The sequence below is a fragment of the Ruminococcus difficilis genome, assembly GCF_016680995.1.
Window position 1 is genome coordinate 63,767 of sequence record NZ_JAEQMG010000061.1, and the last position, 17,805, is coordinate 81,571.

Here is a 17,805-nt window from a genome sequence, read left to right on the forward strand (position 1 = left end):
TACAGTCGGTTATTGCGCGGCTGCCGGTTTCTTTGCTTCCGCTTCTTCGCCGATGAACGCAATGAACTTCTCGCAGATATCGGGATCGAAGAGCTTGCCTTCGTTCTCCTTGAGGTAATGCATCGCGTCCTCTTTGCTCCACGGCTTTTTATAGGTTCTTTCGGAGATCAACGCGTCATATACGTCGCAAACCGCGACGACGCGCGCCTCGATGGGGATCTCCTCACCCTTGAGGCCGTTGTTGCCGGTACCGTCGTAGCGCTCGTGGTGATAGCGCGCGATCACGGCGGCTGTGGCGAGGATGGGGTCGTCGTCATACGCCGAGAGGATCGTGTAGCCGAATTCCGTGTGGCTGTTGATCATCACGCGCTCTTCCTCGGTCAGCCTGCCTTCCTTATGGATGATGTCCTTCGGTACGGCGATCTTGCCCAGATCGTGCAGCTCCGAGGCGATGGAGATATGCTCGGCTCTTTCTTCGTCGATGCCGATCCGCAGGCACAGCTCACGGCTGTTGTTTCTGATATTGATCAGGTGATCGACGCTGCAGCCGTTATCGAGCTCTGTGTTCTCGGCGAGCTCGGCAAAGATCACGTTGATATCGCGGTGGGTGCCGTCGGTGAAGATATCTTCATAGGTGGTTACCAGACCGCAGTAGGTCGCTTCGATCATGCTGATGAAAAAGACGTCCATACCGTCCTTGATGTTTTCAAAGTGGAAGATGGCGCCGACTTCGTCTTTGTTTTTGAGGATATATTCAAAATAGGTTCCGGCAAACAGACATTCCCTATCATTCTTTCGTCCGTTTTGCTCGATCATCTCGTAGTTACAGGACGATATGCCGTTGTTGACCACTTCCGTGTATGTACCACCGTCTTTTACGGCGACGCAGTAGCGGATATCGGTGTTGTCCGGATTATACTTGACGATCAGATCAAGGATCTCGCGGACGGCCGTATCGTAAAACTTCGATTTGTCGCGGCAGTCGAGCATATTGCGGATAAACTGCGAGATGCCCTCTACCGATTTACTGTATTTGACGCTCTGATCGCGCACATCGATGGTCTGCTGTTCCAGCCGGAAATCGTGGATGTAGATGTATTCGAGCACGCACATGATGACGATCGAAGAGATCGTGACGTTATAGATATACAGGATCCTCTGGCGGGTGCTCATAAAGATCGCCGCGAGTACCATGATCATCACGCAGAATACGCACATCACAAAGACGGGCGCCGCGTATTGGATACGTCTGTCGAGCTGTACCATCGCCGTGCGGGCAACATACACCGCGGCAGCCGTGGTGAGCAGGCACATCAGCAGGATGGCGAGCTTGATCGTCAGCGGATTGAACGCCACCAATACCGCGATCGCGGAGATTCCGGACGCGAACAGGATGGCGATCGCGGTTTTGCGCGATTCCTTGAACAATCCGTTCAGGCACAACAGCACGACCATAAAGGTGAGGTGTACGGGCAGAGCGGTAATGTTCATCCACTTCGGCGTGTTGAAGAGATAGGTGACCTCAGGCAGCATATACAGCGCCAGAGCGAGTCCGACATAGAACAGCAGTCCCGATACGATGATCGAGCGGAACAGGCGTTTTTTGACTGCCGAGAGGAGTCCGAAGACGATCGCCGCCAAGAGACCAACTCCCATCATGATCAGTCCGATCATAAAGCCGGGCATGTTGGTGAACGCCGGGTCACCCGGAGGATTCAGATAGGTTTCAAACCGCACCGAGAGGGGCAGCTTGAGCATGACCTCCAGCTGTCGCTCCTGCGTGGACGGCTCCAGTGTGACGGCGTTGTAGCAGTTGCCGACATACTCCGCCGTATCGAATTGGTTATTATAGATCTCTTTGCCGTTGAGAAGGATCTTGACCGGCGCGAAATCGGTGATGAGCACAAGGTTGCTTGCCTTATCCGATGGCTCCAGCGTCTTTGTGAAATAAATATTGCCTTTTTTTCCTTCCGTTATGATCGGGTTCTGCGCGTTATAGATGCGCAGCTCACCGTCGGGCACGGAGCCCGCCTTTTCGGTATACAGATAGTTCCAGTTGGAAAAACGGTTCTCATCCGTATAGCTGTTGGCGACATAGTGCGCGACAAAGTAGACCGCAACGGTCAGCAAAAGGATGATCAGCGATATGCCCAAAAGGGGGAGAACTCCCCTTTTTGTGAATTTTTCATTCAGTTTTTTAAAGCCGATCTTTTTCATTTTTTGCGCTCCATCGAATATAATCTGTTATCATACCGAAACTCAAAAGCCCGATAATCTTATCGGTCTGCTTTTGTTGAATATCAGTATCAATACGTTAGTGCAGACGCGAATACTTTTTCAAAAGCTTTTTGACGTCCTCATCCGTTACCGGAGCGGACTCGGTTTGTTCGTTTGTCACGAGCAAATCGCTCACTTCATCCAGTATTTTTTTGATCTCCTCGTTATGCTCCTTGATCTTTCTCAGAGCACCGAGCAGGCGGGCGTTTTCACTCGCTAATTTATTATCTTCCATATCGAACCCTTTACTCCGCTTTCAGTGAATATATCACGGGCTTGTCGTCCTGGATCCTGACCGTGATGGTCGCTCTTCCGAACAAGGTCTTGCGCTCCAGCTCATTATAGAAGGTGGTGATGATCTCCGCCTCGTCCGAGCTGACGTTGACCGCGTCGATATTGTAATAGATGTTGGTGCCGTAAGAGGGAATCCACATCTCAAAGATCTTTTTGTCGGCGTTGTAGAGCATGGAAGAGGTGACGTCGAAGTCGTCCGTGCCGAACTGTGTCTTGAGTACGTCGCGGATCTGCTTTTCCTCTGCGCTGCGATACTGCACCGTCTTGTTGTTGATCGTATAAAAATCGTCATAGAAAACATGGATAAAGGCATACTGCACGGCGGCCTCGAGCGGAATATCCTTCGGCTTGTCGAACTTCTTTTGCGCCATCATGAATCCCAGCTCATAGGAGCGTACCGCGAAGTCCTTGACGTTGACCGAGACGTCACCGACATTTACGGGGTCGGTTTTGCCTTTTCCGTAGGCATAATAGCCGTCGCGTTCGGTCTCCTGATCTTCATCGTCGATCTTAACTTTATAGTCCGCCGTCGCTTCATCCTCCTGCTTCACATTGGGGTCTACGCCGCAGGCGGAAAAAGCCGAAGCCGCAAGGACAACAGCGGTGAGGAATGCCAGTAGTTTTAATGTGGTTTTTTTCATCATAAATCGCCCCTTTATAAGAATATTCCCTGACTCGTGAAAAATCAAGTCAAGGAATAGCCTTTTGGATAGATAAACAATAAATCAGCCGCCAAAATAATCGTGACTGTCTATTTTACTATGCTTTTGAACGGCATTTTCGCGCCGTTCTTTCAGCGGGATTTCAAGGTACTGAAAATATTATTTCCAGGTATAGTCGTTGACGCTGGTGAGGAACTCATCCTCGTAGATGCCCTCGCCGGAGTTGTTGGTGATGAGGATATCGGCGCTGTTGACCTTTTCATAGTTGTGATAAGCGTCACAGGTGATGGTCGAGCCGAGCGGCAGATTGACGGACAGGCTCTCAAGAGGCGTGTTGATGACCTGCTTGATACCGGTCTGCTTGTTGTAATCCTGACCCTCAAAGTGGAATCTGTACGCCATAAAGAAGCTGTTGACGTCGGTCTCGAGGTGCGTATCCTTCGCGTCGATGTTGATGATGATCTTCTTGCCTACATTGTCGATGATGTCGATACCCTTGACGGTGTATCTGTCGGGATCTTCTTTCGCGGTCTTAGCCAGTTCGTTGAACTCGTTCTGATGAACGACTTCCATTCTGTAGACGACGGTACCGCGGATGCCGTTGCCGTTATCGTCGAATTTGCCGTTGTCCCAGTTGACAGCGCACATCTGGAAAGCATATTCCTTGCCGACGGTGACGTCCTTCATCTCGCCGCCGTAGTATACGGTGCCGTCCTCAAATACGACCGCCATCTTCAGCGGAACGTCGATCCTCAGACCGGTCTTGCCCTCGTCAGCGGGCTCATCGGGGGTGACGGGTTCGTCGGGCTGTGTTTCCTGCTTCTTGATGCGAGCCCATACGGACACGGTGCCCGCGGGAGCGGAGTAGGTCATATCGCCCTTGGTGCTCTCGACCTTGACGTTGGCTACGTCAGTGATCGCGGCAGCGCTCTCACCGAAGAACCATCTGTCGGAGGAACCGAAGTAATTGTCGTTGATGGACAGAGAAGCAGCGTCCTTATCGACAGCGTAATTGCCTGCAGTCGCCGCAAAGAGCTCGACGTTGTCGCTGATCACGATGCTGTCAGCCACGGGAGTAGCGCCGTCTACGGGGGATTTCTGCTTGCTTGCGCCGATCGCGGTAGCCTGAGTCGCACAGATCGCGGTCACCTTGGCGTTGCCGGTGATCTCGATGGTGCCGCCGGTATGAGAACCTCTGCCGGAGCCGATCGCGGCGCCGCCGGAGTTGATTTCGTTTCCTCTGCTGTCTGCGGAGATCGCGGTAACGTCAGCGTTGCCGCCGATCTTAACATTGACTGTATAAGTGTCTTTATTGTATTTGGAGGAGCTGCTGGTGCCGCGGCCGCCGCCGATACCCGCGCCGCCGCAGGAACCGATCGCTACGACCTTGCCGCCGTTGATCTCAATGTCGGGTGCGGAGGAACCGTAGCCGCCGCCGATGCCCGCCGCGAATGTGCCGGGATCGTTTGCGTTGAGCGCAGCCAGATCGCTGTAATCAAAGCCCTGGTTCCATGCGGTAGCCGCATAGACCTCGCCGCCGTTGATGACGATACGGCCCGCACTGTAATCACCGACTGCCGCAACGCCGATCGCGCCGCCGCTGGTGCCGTAACCGGTACCGATACCCGCGCCGCACTCGTTGCCGTAAGCGTGGATCACGCCGCCGTTGATGGTGATGAGGTTTGCGTCAACATGATAGCCGGAGCCGATGCCGGAGCCTCTTCTGCCGGCAAAAGCGTTGATATAGCCGCTGTTGATGGTGATCTCGCCGACCTTGACTCTCTCTTCAGCCGGGATGTTGCGGTCGGTGCCGTAAGATCCGATCGCCGCGCCCCAAAGACCGCCGGTAACATTCAGAGTGCCCTGACCCTCAAAGGTGACCTTGGAGCCGTACTCGACTTCGATACCGCAGGAATATGCGTTGGAGTCGCCTTCGATGGTGTTGAAGCCCTCTAATACAAAGGTGACGTCGGATTTGTTCTTGACCTTGATCGCGGAACGACCGGTGGAGAATACGCCCGCGTCGGCAAGTGTGATCTTGCCGGTAACGCCGTCGATATCGACCGCGTTATAGTCGTTTTCATCGAGAACATAGTCGCCGTTTTCGTTGATGGTGATCGTTTTGGAATCCCCCTCAGCCGCGTTTGCCGCCAGCGGGATCACGGATACCAGCAGGAAAACCGCCAGTAATACACACATTATCTTTTTCATTATAATCATCCTTTCTTATCTGTCTTTTGCTTGGGTGATTAATACCATTTATTATATTAACAAACCGTCAGCCGCGTGACGCGGGATCGGGGTATTGCCGATAATAAAAATAACCGCCTGCGCAGTTCCTTACTCTCGTAAAAAACTATGCAGCCGGTCGGTCATATAGAATCGCTATTTAGACACCAGAGCTTTGCGTCCCCGCTTTTCAGCGAGTTTGCCCTTTTTAATATATCACCATTATTTTAACATAGTTCCTTTCAAATTGCAATACTCTATTTACTAAAATTTATGCTAAACTTTTGTGCAAATTTACTAAGGCAAAAGAATTATGCACAACGATCTTCATTTGTTCTGAGTCTGCAACGCTCTGTAAATTTATGATTCACATCTGACCGAAGGGAAAAAGCAGCAGCAACATAGCCGTTACTGCTGCTTTCTTGCAATAGCTAATTTTCATTTCTCAAAAAAATTACTTTTCCGATGGCGTCGGGGGCGCTTATTCCGGCGACTTTGCGCTGAATCCATGTCGCGTCAAGGATCGTGACCTTCTCGTCAAGGTCAACATCCGCCAATTGAAGCGCCTTTCTCGATAAGCCGATCATTTGGCAATCAAAGCGCTGGATCGTCGTCGCGTCGGTGACGGTGATCTCATTGTTGAGGTCGGCGTCGCCGATCAAGCCCTCCGTCACGGTGTCGGCGGGAATCAAGAACGCTTTGATGGGGAGATTATCGACCTGAAAATCCTTTTTGCCGTTCGGGTACCTCGCGTCGATCGCTTCCTGCGAATATCCCCGTGTCGCTTTGCTGAAGAAATACGCTTCCGCTTCTTCCTTCAACCGGGAAAAATCCTGCCAGCCCTTGCCTTGTCCCTGATCGATGAAGCTCTCACCCTCGTTGATCACCGAGCGGATGACAGCGCCGCTGCTCGCAAAGAAATTTGTGCAGACGCTGACAGAGATCGGCATATAGCTGCCTTTATCTTCGGTCGTTACCTGTGAGATCACGATCGAATAGCGCGTGCCCTTTTTCAGGAAATATTGATTTTGCAGATCGATCCGCTGATAACCCGCGTATTCCTTGAACACCTCTCCGCTTTCGAGCAGCTCGCCCGAATCCGGCTCGTCGGTGATGTTCGCATAGACCTTGTAGGTGATCGTGGACATCGGGTTGCATACCATGGAAGAGATCTGATAGAGATATCCGTCCTCCTCGGCGGTAAAGATATTCGCGGCGCGTGAAGTATTGTAGCTGAGCTCTTTATAGGCGACATCCTGCATCAGATCATACTGGTCGCAGTTCAGCTCGTAGAACTCGGTTTCATCATCGTCGTAAAAGGAGAAGGTGATGGGGGTGCAGATGCTGTGATCGTAATAGGACAGGTAGAAGTAGCCGCTGTCGCTGACGCCCCATTTGTTAGCGTTCGGGCTTTGATAGACGGGGTCGCCGTACTGTGTTTGACCGGCGGTGCGGCGATCCTCATCCGTCAAAGAGCCCCAGCTGTTCTTGACGATAAAAGCGCCGTTTTCGGGCGGGGTACTGCCCGCGACCGTTTCTCCCTCGACCGTTCTGGTGAAGTTTTCTTTGGCATAGTTATCGTCATAGCCGACGATCGTGACCAGATGGTTCATCTGTGTGGGACCGTTGTAGTACTGCGCCCAATTTTTGGTGTTCAGATATCCCTCGTCGTTCATATCCTCGTTGGGGCGGCTTTGATCCGCGAGCATACCGATGGATACGCCTCTGCCCTTGGACAGCTCGGATTTGATCGCCGCGACGCCGGAGCGATCGAACTGATATTCTCCCTCGTCATCCATTGTGCACGGACAGGGGAGGACAAAGCTACTCTTGAAGTACGCCTCGATCTCGGGAGAACGATAGGCGGCGGTATTGGGCAGCGTCCAGTCGTCAGCCGCGGAATACCCCGGCTGAGCAAGTGCGCTTCTGTAATAATTCATATCCTGCAGCCAGTTGTTTTCAAACCACGCGTCAAAGTCATCCACGGAATCGATAACGCCGGCGTCGGCAAAAGACTGAGCATAACGCTTTGTTTCACGATATACCCTTGCTTTGCGCAGGGTCGCCAGCTCTTCGCTGACCTTGTCGGGGTCGGAATTGCGCCAGCGATTCTTTCCGACATAGACATAGGGAAATTCGCCGTTGACCGATGTGCTCTCGTCAACGGGGCCGAATCCCGAAGCGTAGAAATTCACGCCGAAAAGCGGATTTCCCGCAATATCATACGCGAAATTGCGGTCGATCGATTCAGCCGCGGAAAGGTCGAAGCCTTCGCCGACCTGCGACGCGGGGATAGAGCCCGCCAGTACGTCGTCCTGTGTCAAGGCGTGGTGCATATACCAGCTGATGTATTTTTCCGAGAAATCGACCTGATCGTTCACTTCACCCGTCGGCACGCCCATATCGTTCTCATAGAGATAAGAGATCTCCGCCGCGCCCGCCATCGCGAACGCCCAGCAGGAGCCGTAGGGATTCTGTAGCTTGACGGGGGTGACATAGTTCTTACCGTTATAATCACGCAGATCGAGCTTGCCCGGCAGATCCCTTTCGAGATCGAGGAGCTTTTGCCGGTCGCTTGCGGAATCGGCGTTAAAATCATCGTCATTGCTGCTTTCTGCTGTCAGCGCGATGTCTTTATCGACCGCGCGGGCGGATAACCCGACAGCACAGCAACATCCGATGATCATGGATAACGCCAACAATAAACCGAGAGCTTTTTTCGTCATCATATTGATCTCCTTTCGCGGATTTGTGTCTGCCTGTACCTTCGGTTTATTTTATCATATCGTGATAAAATATGCAAGATAGGTGATCGGTGAAACAAGCCGTATCCCGCACACGGAAGCTCACTGTTTTTCGTAATGAAATACATAAAAAAGTATCGACATTTTATTATTGTTATGCTATGATACCCGTAGATTGAGATGCTGAATTAATCCATATGTATGCAATGGACCCGTCAGAGCTTGGATAGGAAAGGGGATAGACTATGAACAGACTGCAGGCGAATCTCTGTCTGATCTGCGTTACGATGTGCTGGTCGACAGAGGTCATCATCTTTGCCTGTATTCCCGACAGTGTTCTGCCGTTTGCGACGAATTTTATCTGCAACGCGATCGCGTCGGTGATCCTTGCCGCCTGTTTTTTCAAGCGCATCGGGAACGAACTGCGCCGATCGAAAAAGAAACTCATCCTGCGGTGTTTGGTGCTGGGAGCGCTCAACTGCACGTATAATACCCTGTATCTCTACGGCTTGAACTATTTTGATGTTTCTTCGGGAGCGTTCACCTTCTCGATGACGGTGGTGGTACTGCCCGTCGTACTGTTTACGCTGAGAAAGAAGGTCAAGGTCAAAACATGGGTATCCGTTGCCCTTGTCCTGCTGGGCATCGTCAGCGCGCTGGGCGAGAACGTAGCGAACATCAATCCTATGGGACTTTTCCTGATGTTTATGGGATGTCTCGTGCGTGCCGTCTTTATTGTGAAGCTCAACGATTTTGCGCGCGAACACGATTCCGTCACGCTCTCAACCTTTATTTCCATATTCGTTTCCGTCTTTAGCTTTATCATATGGTTCGCTCTCCAGCCGTCGACCTTCAGCGCGATCCCGTGGTCGGGTACGATCATCGCCAGCCTGTTCATCTATGCGTATTTTATCGTCGCGTTCGCGCAGACGTTGAATATCTTCGCGCAAAGGCGGGCTACCGCAACGGAGGCGACCATCATCTACGCGCTCGAGATCGTCTTTTCGCTGATTTGGGGCGCTGTCCTGCCGGAAACGCTGATTGAACGCACGATCCCGACTGCTTTTCAAATCATCGGAGCGCTGCTGATTGTAGCGGGCAGCGTGATCGAGATCGTTGACTTCAAAGGAAAAAGGAGGCTTGTCAATGGCGCTGAAAACCGCTAATATTCCCAAACCCGTGAAGCTATGCGCCCTGACAGTCATTCTGGTATTCGTTTATCTTGTCATCGCGATCCCGTTCAAGGTCATGAGCGTCATTCCCGGCTTCACCGATATCCGTCCGGTCATGCTGTTGAAACCGGTTTTCGGCATCTTCTTCGGGATCCCGGGCTGTCTCGCCTTTGCGATCGGGAACCTGATAGGGGATATCATGAGCGACAGCCTGAGGTGGTCGTCTATCGCGGGCTTCGCGGCGAATTTTCTGGGGCCGTTCGTATTTTACGCGTTCTGGCGATGGATCTCCAAAGAGCCCTTCTCGCTCAGAACAGGCAAAAGCCTGCTCAAGATGACGGCGGTCGTTATCGTTTCCTCGGTGATCGAGGCTCTTATCATCACGCCCGCGGTCAAGCTGATCTATCCCGATATCGATTTCGGCTTGTTCGCTTTGATGGTGATGATCAACGGAACGGTCTTTCCGCTGTTCCTCGGTATCCCTTTGATGATACTCATGCAAGAGGAACTACACATGAAACCGATCTGTCATAAAAATAACGTGGATAGGTAGCAACCCTATCCACGTTTTGTATTATCGGAAAAAGAAGGGCGCTCGATCCCGGATTTGGGAAAGAGCGCCCGATATTGATCGGTAGTTGATAAACAGAATGATTATCGATGCGGGTAACCTTGATACAAAAGCAAACGGCTTATCGATTGCTCTATACGTTTTCCGCGGGGGTATATCCCGAAACCGTCTCACCGACGGGATAAGCGATCGCCAGCTGTGCCAGAGATCGCTGGATCAACGACGCGTCGGTGATGCTCAATTCCTCGCCCGCGATCGTTCCTCTCAATGCGATCAGGTGATCGGGATCGTCCTGGACACGGGCAAGGACACGCTGAATGAAGGTGACGTCGAGCGCCGTGATCTGTCCGTCTCCGTCGGCATCGCCGAGGATATAGCGGTACGGATACTCTGCTTTGATTTGGTGATCCTTCGCGTACTGTGCCGCGTAGGAATCCTTTTCACAGCGGATGATCAGATCACTGTCATTCTCAAAAGCGTTATCCGCAATACTCGTTACGTTGTCGGACAGGTAGGCATAACGCAGCCCGGTGCATTCGCCGAAAGCGCGTATCTCTATCGTTGTCACGGAATCGGGGAGCATGATCTGCGTCAGGGAAGGGCAGTTGTAGAAGCACTGCTCGGGGATCGTGTCGATGCCGTCGGCGATCGTCAAAGCCCTCAGCTCCGCACAGCTCTGAAATGAGCCGAATGCCAGCGATACATTGGCGGGCAGCGACAGCTCTTCGAGTGAGGAGCATCCGCTGAAGGCGCAGCTGCCGATATTCAGCAATCCCGTCGCCTTATACAGATCCAGGGATGTGATCGGTTGGTTAAAAAACGCGTAAGCGTCAATGGTGACAACAGGCGCGCGCAGCAGCTTGTTCGGGATGGTCACATCCGTGCTTTCGCCGTTGTAGTCGTGTATCGTAGCCTCACCCTGATCGTTGATGTCAAAGGTGAACCCATCAAGCTCCAGATAGCTGTCGGCGGCGTGCGCGACAGCTGTCGTGCTGAAGATAAGCAGCACCAGAGCGATACAAATACAAAGAATTCGTTTCATAAGGCACTCCTTATCATATCTCATCGATGTTATCGCCCGGAGGAGGATCCCATCCTCCGGAGTTGATTTGACTGCTGATGACTTCCGGACTTCCTAAAATGACGTCCTGAAGACGGAACTGAACCAAGGTGAGTTCGGGGCAACTATATTCTTTTTTGTTCATATACCCCTCCTTTATCAGTTGGGTCAGTTCCCGGAGGAACTGCTTGTAATGTTTTCGATCTGATCGAAGCCGGCGGCGAGATTCTTTTCGGATTCCGTCTTGAGGCATACGTAGATCGAATTGCTCAGTGTGACCTGACCGTCCTTGATCATATAGGCGGTCGCCTTCATCAGATAGCGTGCGTTGGAATTGCTGTAATCTCTGACTTCGTTCTCACCCTCTCCGACGATCGTGCAGTTGTTCGGGAAGCAGTGAGCGAGTTCGATACGATCCTTGTTCGTCAGGTTGGTGGTGTCGATCGGGCTATACAGCAGACTTCTTGATTTGATGGTGGAGCTGTCGGTTTTATTGGTCGTGTTATACGTTTTGCTTCCTGCAAGGATCGCCGCCTTCAGCGGTTCCGCGTCGGAGGCATATCCGTAGTCGTTTTCGGGATGGAACACGCTGGCTTCCTTGAATTTGGCGCAAGCCTCAAAAACAACGCCGCATTGATAATCCCCATTGCCGAGGATCGTGATGTTGTTATCCTCAAAGGCGATCTCAAAGTCGTTGAACAGCAGATCGGTCGAACCGTCGGCGGGGATACTGTCGTTTTCATCCGTCCAGCGGTTGCGGGAGTAGTCCAGATGCGCCAGCGTGACGGAAGCAGGCTGTGTGGGTGCGGGCGTCGGCTCCGCGGCGGGTGTATCGGGATCTGTCGGTTCGGGATCGGCAGTCGGTGCCGCATCCTCATAGACCGGGGAGATCCAGTAGCTATCCATCATGCACAGGTCAAAGAGCGTATCATAACTCTTGGCAACGATCATATCGTTTTCGTTATTGCTCTTTCTGACAGCCCAGTAGCTGAACTCTTTGCCGTCATAGGTGTCGAGCGCATCGATCGCCAGCATTTGCTTATCGATTTTATGGTTCGCGGCATAGGGAAGCTGGAGATCGGTATACGCGCCGGTGGGAGTCGTGCGGTAATGGGCATAGACCGTTCTGGTGTCCTGTACAGCGGTGATGGTAGCGCAGGTCAGATTATCTGTCGTCGCTTCATCGCCCTCCGTGATGACCGTACCCGCCTTGACGGAGGTCTTTTCGATCATACCCTCTCTGTTGCTCCAGCGCAGGGTCTGACCGTAGTTGCTCTCATACGGAGCGTTCTCAAGGATGAATTCATCGCTCAGGCGATAGTCGCCGTCGTTGGTGATCGCGCAATTTTCGTTCTTTTCATCGAGCTGATCGGCGGTCAGCGTACCCTTTTTGACAAAGGTGCGCTCCGTGCCGTAGCGGTCGATGAACTGATAATTGATGGTGTAGGGCAGCTCGGTGATATCGGTACGGCGCTTGAATACCGCGATGATATGCTTGTCTTCGTGCCTGTCGAGTACATTCGTCAGCGCTGTAGGTGACCATTCACTGTCGGAATTCCAGTTCTTTTTACGGATAAACTTATAGCCGCCTTCGCCATCCGGTTTGGAGTAGTCCTCCTGCCACCATTCGGTGAACTCATATTTATAGAGCTTGTTATCGTTGGGCTTGGGCTCGATGCTGAGGGTGTAGCCCTGTTCCTTATCATACGGGAGGGGGCTGTTGTTTATGTAATTGAACGGATTGGAGAACGAGAAGTAAGAGCCGGTATAGCTGCCGTCGGGGTCGATCGGCGCGTTTTTGACGATCTCAGCCGCTTGGATATCCTCCTGAGTTTCACCGGAGTCGCCGCCGGAGGGCAGCGCTTCTTCCACATAGCGGAACTCAAAGTTCGCCTGCACCAAGTCCTGCTTGACGACAGCATAATAGGTGGCGTCATCCTCGGGCAGGGTATCTGCCTCTATGCCTAAATCGGCTTTGGTCAGTGTCAGCCACTTTGAAGGATCATTCTCGTCATACGCGACAAGCGGGGTACCGGTACCCTCGGGGTTATCGAACCAACCGAGGAAGGTGTAGCGGTGGGAGTGGAACGGCATGCCGTCGCTGTGTGTCGCTTCATTGAAGTTATAGAAGGTGACGTCATTGATCTTCTGATAGTCGTCTATCATCTGGAATGACAGGGATACGCCGCCGTAGAGGGGATCGCCGGTATTAAGGTCATAATCCACTTCGGTATAGGGATCATCCTCGTTTTGGCATACGACCTTATATTCCAGCTCGCGGTCATAGTGCTTCTTATAATATACCTTGACGAGGTTGACGTCGGGGTTATCGGGATTCGTCGGCGCGATCGTCAGGGTGACGTCGCCCGAGCCGATCCTGGTATAAGGAACAGCTTCGCCGTCGATCGTATAGGTCGTGTCGGCGGGCGCGGAGATGGTGATGGTTTTTTCGACCTTTTCGGGCGGATTATGATCAAAGGTCACTAAGATACCGTTCCATTCGCCGGTAACATCTTCACCGGCGGCTTTCTTTTGGTTGTATTCCTGTTCCGCGTGGTAATCGACGTACTGATAGACGTAGTCGTAGGTGTTTCGGTCATAATAGAGCCGGATGGTAGTCTTTGTCGTACCCGTGATCTCCACTTCGGCGTCATCCGCCGCCGTCGTGACGGTCGTACCGCCGGAGTCGGTCACGTATACCTCGTTGTGACCGGACACATGAGTGAAGCCGTCGGAGACGATCAGCTGCGGAACACGTTCCTGATACAGCTCGGAGAGGTCGACATAGGTGGATTCGACCTCGGGCGTATCGGGATTGTCCGTGATCTCCACCTCAAGATTTTCGGTCAGATAGTGCGAGTAACCGTCGTCGTCCGTGTTTTGCTTATAATACTCGACCTCATAAACATAGTTTTTATCGTTTTTGTTATAGTAGAAGGTGATCACGTTGGTCGCGAGCTCTTCCTCTTTCTGCGCATCGGCGTCGCTTTCGGTGGATGCGGTAAGCACGATCGACTGTGACATCTTCTCGGCTGTATAGCCGGGGATGAAAGGCGCGTCCTCTTTGATGGAGCCGTGGGTGGAGTACACTTCATCCTTACCCAACTCGGCAGGATCGAGCAGAGGCGTGCGGCTGGAAGCGTCCAAATACTGGACGCGGTAGTATACGCCGCGCTTCTGGATATATTCAAAGGTAAAGGTATTCGGCTCGTACTCGCTTGCCTGTGCGTTCGCCCTGATGACAAGGGAGTGGGATTTTGTCGTCGGCCACCAGTTGACGCTGTCCTCGGACCATGCGTGATCGGCGTTCAGCTCGGCGCCGCCCTTCGCGTCAAAGGTACGCGTCTTCCAGACAAAGGCTCTGCCCGTAGTGGGGTCGGCAACCTCATTCTCGGGATGATCCTGTTCGACATAGGTGACCTTATATTTCGCCGCCTCCTTGGTCGCCCATTCCGCATAGAGCTTGAGCCGCGCGCCTTCGGATAAGCTTGCCTCATGGTTCAGCGCCGTGATGGGGACGTTCTCGGGGTCGAAGCGGACGGGGATGTTATCGCGCAGATAGTACCAGCCCGCAAACATTGCGCCGGTGGTCGGCGGGATCAGGTCGGGACGGAGGTTATTCGGGTCTTCTTCGACGTTGGCGGGGATGTCCTTCATCTCCATATAATCGCCGTAGTGTACCGGAACCTCACCGTTGATCTTATTGGCGTCTACATAATAGTCGTTGTAGGTGGGATAGAAGCTGACATTGATGATCTTGGGATCCCATCTGGCGTACAGGGTAACGTCCTCCGCGGGCATTGTCGCGGTATCTTTATCGACCATACGGTAGTAGTAGGGGGTGTAGTACCAGCCCATAAAGTTGTAGTAATCTCTCAGATCTTCATTGAAGTAGACAGAATCGCCGTTATACCAGTAGCGGTATTCGCCCGCCAGATGTTCACCGTCTTCATGTGTGTATTCGGAGTTCAGCGGCGCGCCGTACATGACCTCGCGGGTCTTGTCCTCTTCCAGACGGTTACCGTTACGCCATTTCAGCACATAGGAAAGGCGGTGGTAGAAGAACTTGATGGTCGCGTGACGGTATGTGTTTGTATCATCCGACCAGTCGACGATCGTATTGGTGTTGTCGAGAATAATTTGACCTTTACTGTTTGTCCGTTTATTCTCGATACTAAAACCGGCTAAATCTGTAGGAACCTGATCGCTGCGAGCGGCATTCGTCTTATCGGTTAAGTTGTTGATCGGGTATTGGGAGCCGGAGTCGGTCGTTTCGATTCTGTTCTCTGTTTTGATACCGTAATAGCGCTTACTGCTGTCGTAAACAAACGGGACGGAGGGATCGACCTCTTCATACGAGGTGTTGGTTTGACGAACATATACATTCTCATATAAGCCTGCGTCGATCAATGCCTGCGGACCATCGGGACTGCCGTCGTTATTATTGTCGTCTTCCATTAAATTGATCTCTCTCGGCAGCAGTTCAATATAGTTTTCGTAGGTAAAGTGAAGGATCCTGTCGTTTCCGTAGTTCCAGTCATTCGACTTTGACGTATTCGTCCAAGAGAGCAGATAGTGCAGCTCATGCAAGGTGTTTTCTTTGGTCTTGAACATCAGCTCGTCGCCGAGCTTTTCATAAACACCTTTTACTGTGAAGTTATTTACGGAGGTATGGCTTGCATAATAATTGGTGTAATACTCCACCGCCCAGCTGCCGGGCTCGCAGTTCTGTCCGGCATACCCTTTTTTGGGGACGATGGTAATCGCGTCGATCAGCCATTTGCCCTTCAAGGGCGCGTCGTATCTTGCCTCTACCTCATAGTAATAATATCGGTATTTCTTTTTACTGTAGCCGGTATCCGTATAATCGATGTATTTTTCCTCGAGGTTTCCGCCGTTTTCTTTCAGGTACTCTTCCTTGACATGCGGCAAAGACTCAGTAATACCTGACTGCCACGAGCCTGCCGCCAAAGCCTCCATGTAATTCTCGTTGTTACCATAATCCTTGTTCGAAAATTTCTTGGTGCCATTGGTCAGACTGTAGGTATTGGTAAGTTGACCGTTCTCAAAATTCTGTCTTGCGTAGAAGAACTTCAGGGTAAAGTCTTTTCTGTTGTAGTATACATTCAAACGTGTGGTGCCGTCGCCGAGCACTTCAATATGCGTTTTTTGTTTGTCTGTTTCAAATATGCCGCTGAACTGGAGTTGAGAAACATCCTCGTTAAAATCATAGTACTTTTCTTTGCCGAGCAGTTCCTCGCTCTTGGCTTCACTGATGGCGGGAAAGTCGATGACCTGGTTCTGTTTGTTCAGCGGTCTGCCTTGGCTGTCTGTACGGGGAACGATCTGACCGTCGACCTCATCAACCGCCTGCGGACTCAGGTTATATTTGAAGAATTCTTTGATCTTCATCGTCTGACCCGCGGCGTTTTGGATCTCGGTATCGAGATTCACGAGTGAACCGGAGGGCACGTTATGGATATCCTTTGCCGCGACAACGGTGTAGTTTTGCGCGATCAGCGCTCTTGCTTCGTCAACATTGTGGATATGCTCCGGATCCTGGATATCATCGGCAGTGATATCGTGACCGTCGGGATTCTCGATCCAGTAGACGACGCTGTAGCTGGTGGTGCCGGAATCCCACATCGCCTTGTAGTGTGTATCGTGCGCGGGGATCGTGCCGTCGGTAAAGTTGAGGTAATATTGGCTGACGTCGAGATCCGGGTCGATCGGCTCGCCGTGCTCGTCGAACAGCGGCTCGCCGTTGCCGTCGAGCAGTTCGTTGCCGTCTTCGTCGATGAATGTCCATGTTTCATCATCGCTGAGATGATGCTCGATGGCATAGTCGGTGTAGGCGTACTCAAATTCCTTGGAATCTTTATCGGTACGCAGCCACCCCATGAAGGTATAGCCCAATCGCTTGGGCTCGGTGATATGGTAGGAGGACTGGTACTTTGCGTAAACAGGGTCAAGACCGTAGCCGTGCTCGCCGAGGTCAAAGTTGACGGTGTAGTAGTTACGGTCGTAGTAAACGCGGAATACGGTAGAACCGTCGGCGGCGATCGCGTCGGGCTCATGGAACAGGTTGGTAAAGCCCTCGAACTGGATATCCTCCAGATCGGTGGGGTTGGAGCCTGTCAGACCGTAGCGGTCGGTCAGCGTTGAGGGCAGGGTATTATCGCGCGTATAGAGGTCGTCGTACAGGTTTTGCTTGTAGTAGAGCGCGCGGTAGTGCGTCAATCCTGCGATATAATAGACGTCAGCGGTCTCGCTCGCGCTGATGGATGTGATGTTGAACGTCGTCGTCAAAGCGGAGTCGCCGCCCTCTTGGGCAGTCATCGGGACAAAACCGTCGATCGTCGGATTGGTGACGGTCAGGTTGACGTCGGCGCCTGCCGGGTAGGTCGCGACATACGCGTCACGCGCGGGGGTACCGTCCGCAAAATAATAATTGATGCGGACATTGTAATAGGTATCCGCAAGGACGCTGATGACCGCGACGGAGAAGATGGTCTCCAGCAGCAATATCAACGTGACAAACAACGAGGTGATCTTGATCAGCTTATTGTTTTTGCGGCTGTTATTCTTTTTGAGTGCAAAACGGTAGTCGATCTTCATCAATCATCATCTCCTTTGTAATAGCGCGGTCAGATTTGTGTGATCTAATCTTACCGCGGCAGGATGCGGTCTGTCTTTGCAGGGGATTCTACTTCTTGGTTCGTGCCCGTGACGGTTTGTCATCAAGCGCCGACAGACTCATTTGTTTGCATTAATTTGTATATGTTTATTAGAATCA

General features: G+C 52.1%; 10 protein-coding genes and 1 riboswitch. Of the genes, 2 read left to right on the forward strand and 8 right to left on the reverse strand.

Annotation, left to right across the window (positions count from 1 at the left end; genetic code table 11):
* Positions 1-9: 9 nt before the first annotated feature.
* The 5 genes from JKK62_RS07470 to JKK62_RS07490 all read right to left on the reverse strand — a co-directional run bounded on the left by JKK62_RS07470 (position 10) and on the right by JKK62_RS07490 (position 8,191).
* Positions 10-2,217: an HD domain-containing phosphohydrolase gene (locus tag JKK62_RS07470; RefSeq protein WP_201427381.1), complete on the reverse strand. Its 2,208-nt coding sequence runs from the start codon at positions 2,215-2,217 to the stop codon at positions 10-12.
* Positions 2,218-2,314: 97 nt separating this feature from the next.
* On the reverse strand, positions 2,315-2,512 hold the full coding sequence (locus tag JKK62_RS07475; RefSeq protein WP_201427382.1) for a hypothetical protein: 198 nt from the start codon (positions 2,510-2,512) through the stop codon (positions 2,315-2,317).
* Positions 2,513-2,522: 10 nt separating this feature from the next.
* Positions 2,523-3,215 carry a hypothetical protein gene (locus JKK62_RS07480; RefSeq protein ID WP_201427383.1) on the reverse strand — a complete coding sequence of 231 codons (693 nt, stop codon included), beginning with the start codon at positions 3,213-3,215 and terminating at the stop codon, positions 2,523-2,525.
* A 177-nt stretch (positions 3,216-3,392) separates the two neighbouring features.
* Entirely contained in the window at positions 3,393-5,444 is a 2,052-nt protein-coding gene (locus JKK62_RS07485) for an autotransporter outer membrane beta-barrel domain-containing protein (protein ID WP_201427384.1), read from the reverse strand.
* A 145-nt stretch (positions 5,445-5,589) separates the two neighbouring features.
* Positions 5,590-5,676: riboswitch (cyclic di-GMP riboswitch) on the reverse strand.
* 217 nt (positions 5,677-5,893) lie between these two features.
* On the reverse strand, positions 5,894-8,191 hold the full coding sequence (locus JKK62_RS07490; RefSeq protein ID WP_201427385.1) for a lectin like domain-containing protein: 2,298 nt from the start codon (positions 8,189-8,191) through the stop codon (positions 5,894-5,896).
* Positions 8,192-8,451: 260 nt separating this feature from the next.
* Between JKK62_RS07490 and JKK62_RS07495 the strand changes: the two genes are divergently transcribed.
* On the forward strand, positions 8,452-9,372 hold the full coding sequence (locus JKK62_RS07495) for a DMT family transporter (RefSeq protein WP_201427386.1): 921 nt from the start codon (positions 8,452-8,454) through the stop codon (positions 9,370-9,372).
* Entirely contained in the window at positions 9,353-9,931 is a 579-nt protein-coding gene (locus JKK62_RS07500) for a hypothetical protein (protein WP_201427387.1), read from the forward strand. Before JKK62_RS07495 ends, JKK62_RS07500 begins: the two co-directional genes overlap by 20 nt.
* 151 nt (positions 9,932-10,082) lie before the next feature.
* On the opposite strand, the gene JKK62_RS07505 is transcribed toward JKK62_RS07500, so the two are convergent.
* From JKK62_RS07505 to JKK62_RS07515, 3 genes are read right to left on the reverse strand one after another with little or no spacing between them, the layout of a single operon-like run.
* Positions 10,083-10,991 (reverse strand): leucine-rich repeat protein, encoded by a 909-nt coding sequence (locus JKK62_RS07505; RefSeq protein WP_201427388.1) that lies wholly within the window; start codon positions 10,989-10,991, stop codon positions 10,083-10,085.
* A 13-nt stretch (positions 10,992-11,004) separates the two neighbouring features.
* Complete coding sequence (locus JKK62_RS07510; RefSeq protein WP_201427389.1) at positions 11,005-11,154, reverse strand: hypothetical protein; 150 nt, start codon at positions 11,152-11,154, stop codon at positions 11,005-11,007.
* Between the two features lie 23 nt (positions 11,155-11,177).
* Complete coding sequence (locus tag JKK62_RS07515) at positions 11,178-17,627, reverse strand: InlB B-repeat-containing protein (protein WP_201427390.1); 6,450 nt, start codon at positions 17,625-17,627, stop codon at positions 11,178-11,180.
* Positions 17,628-17,805: the final 178 nt, after the last annotated feature.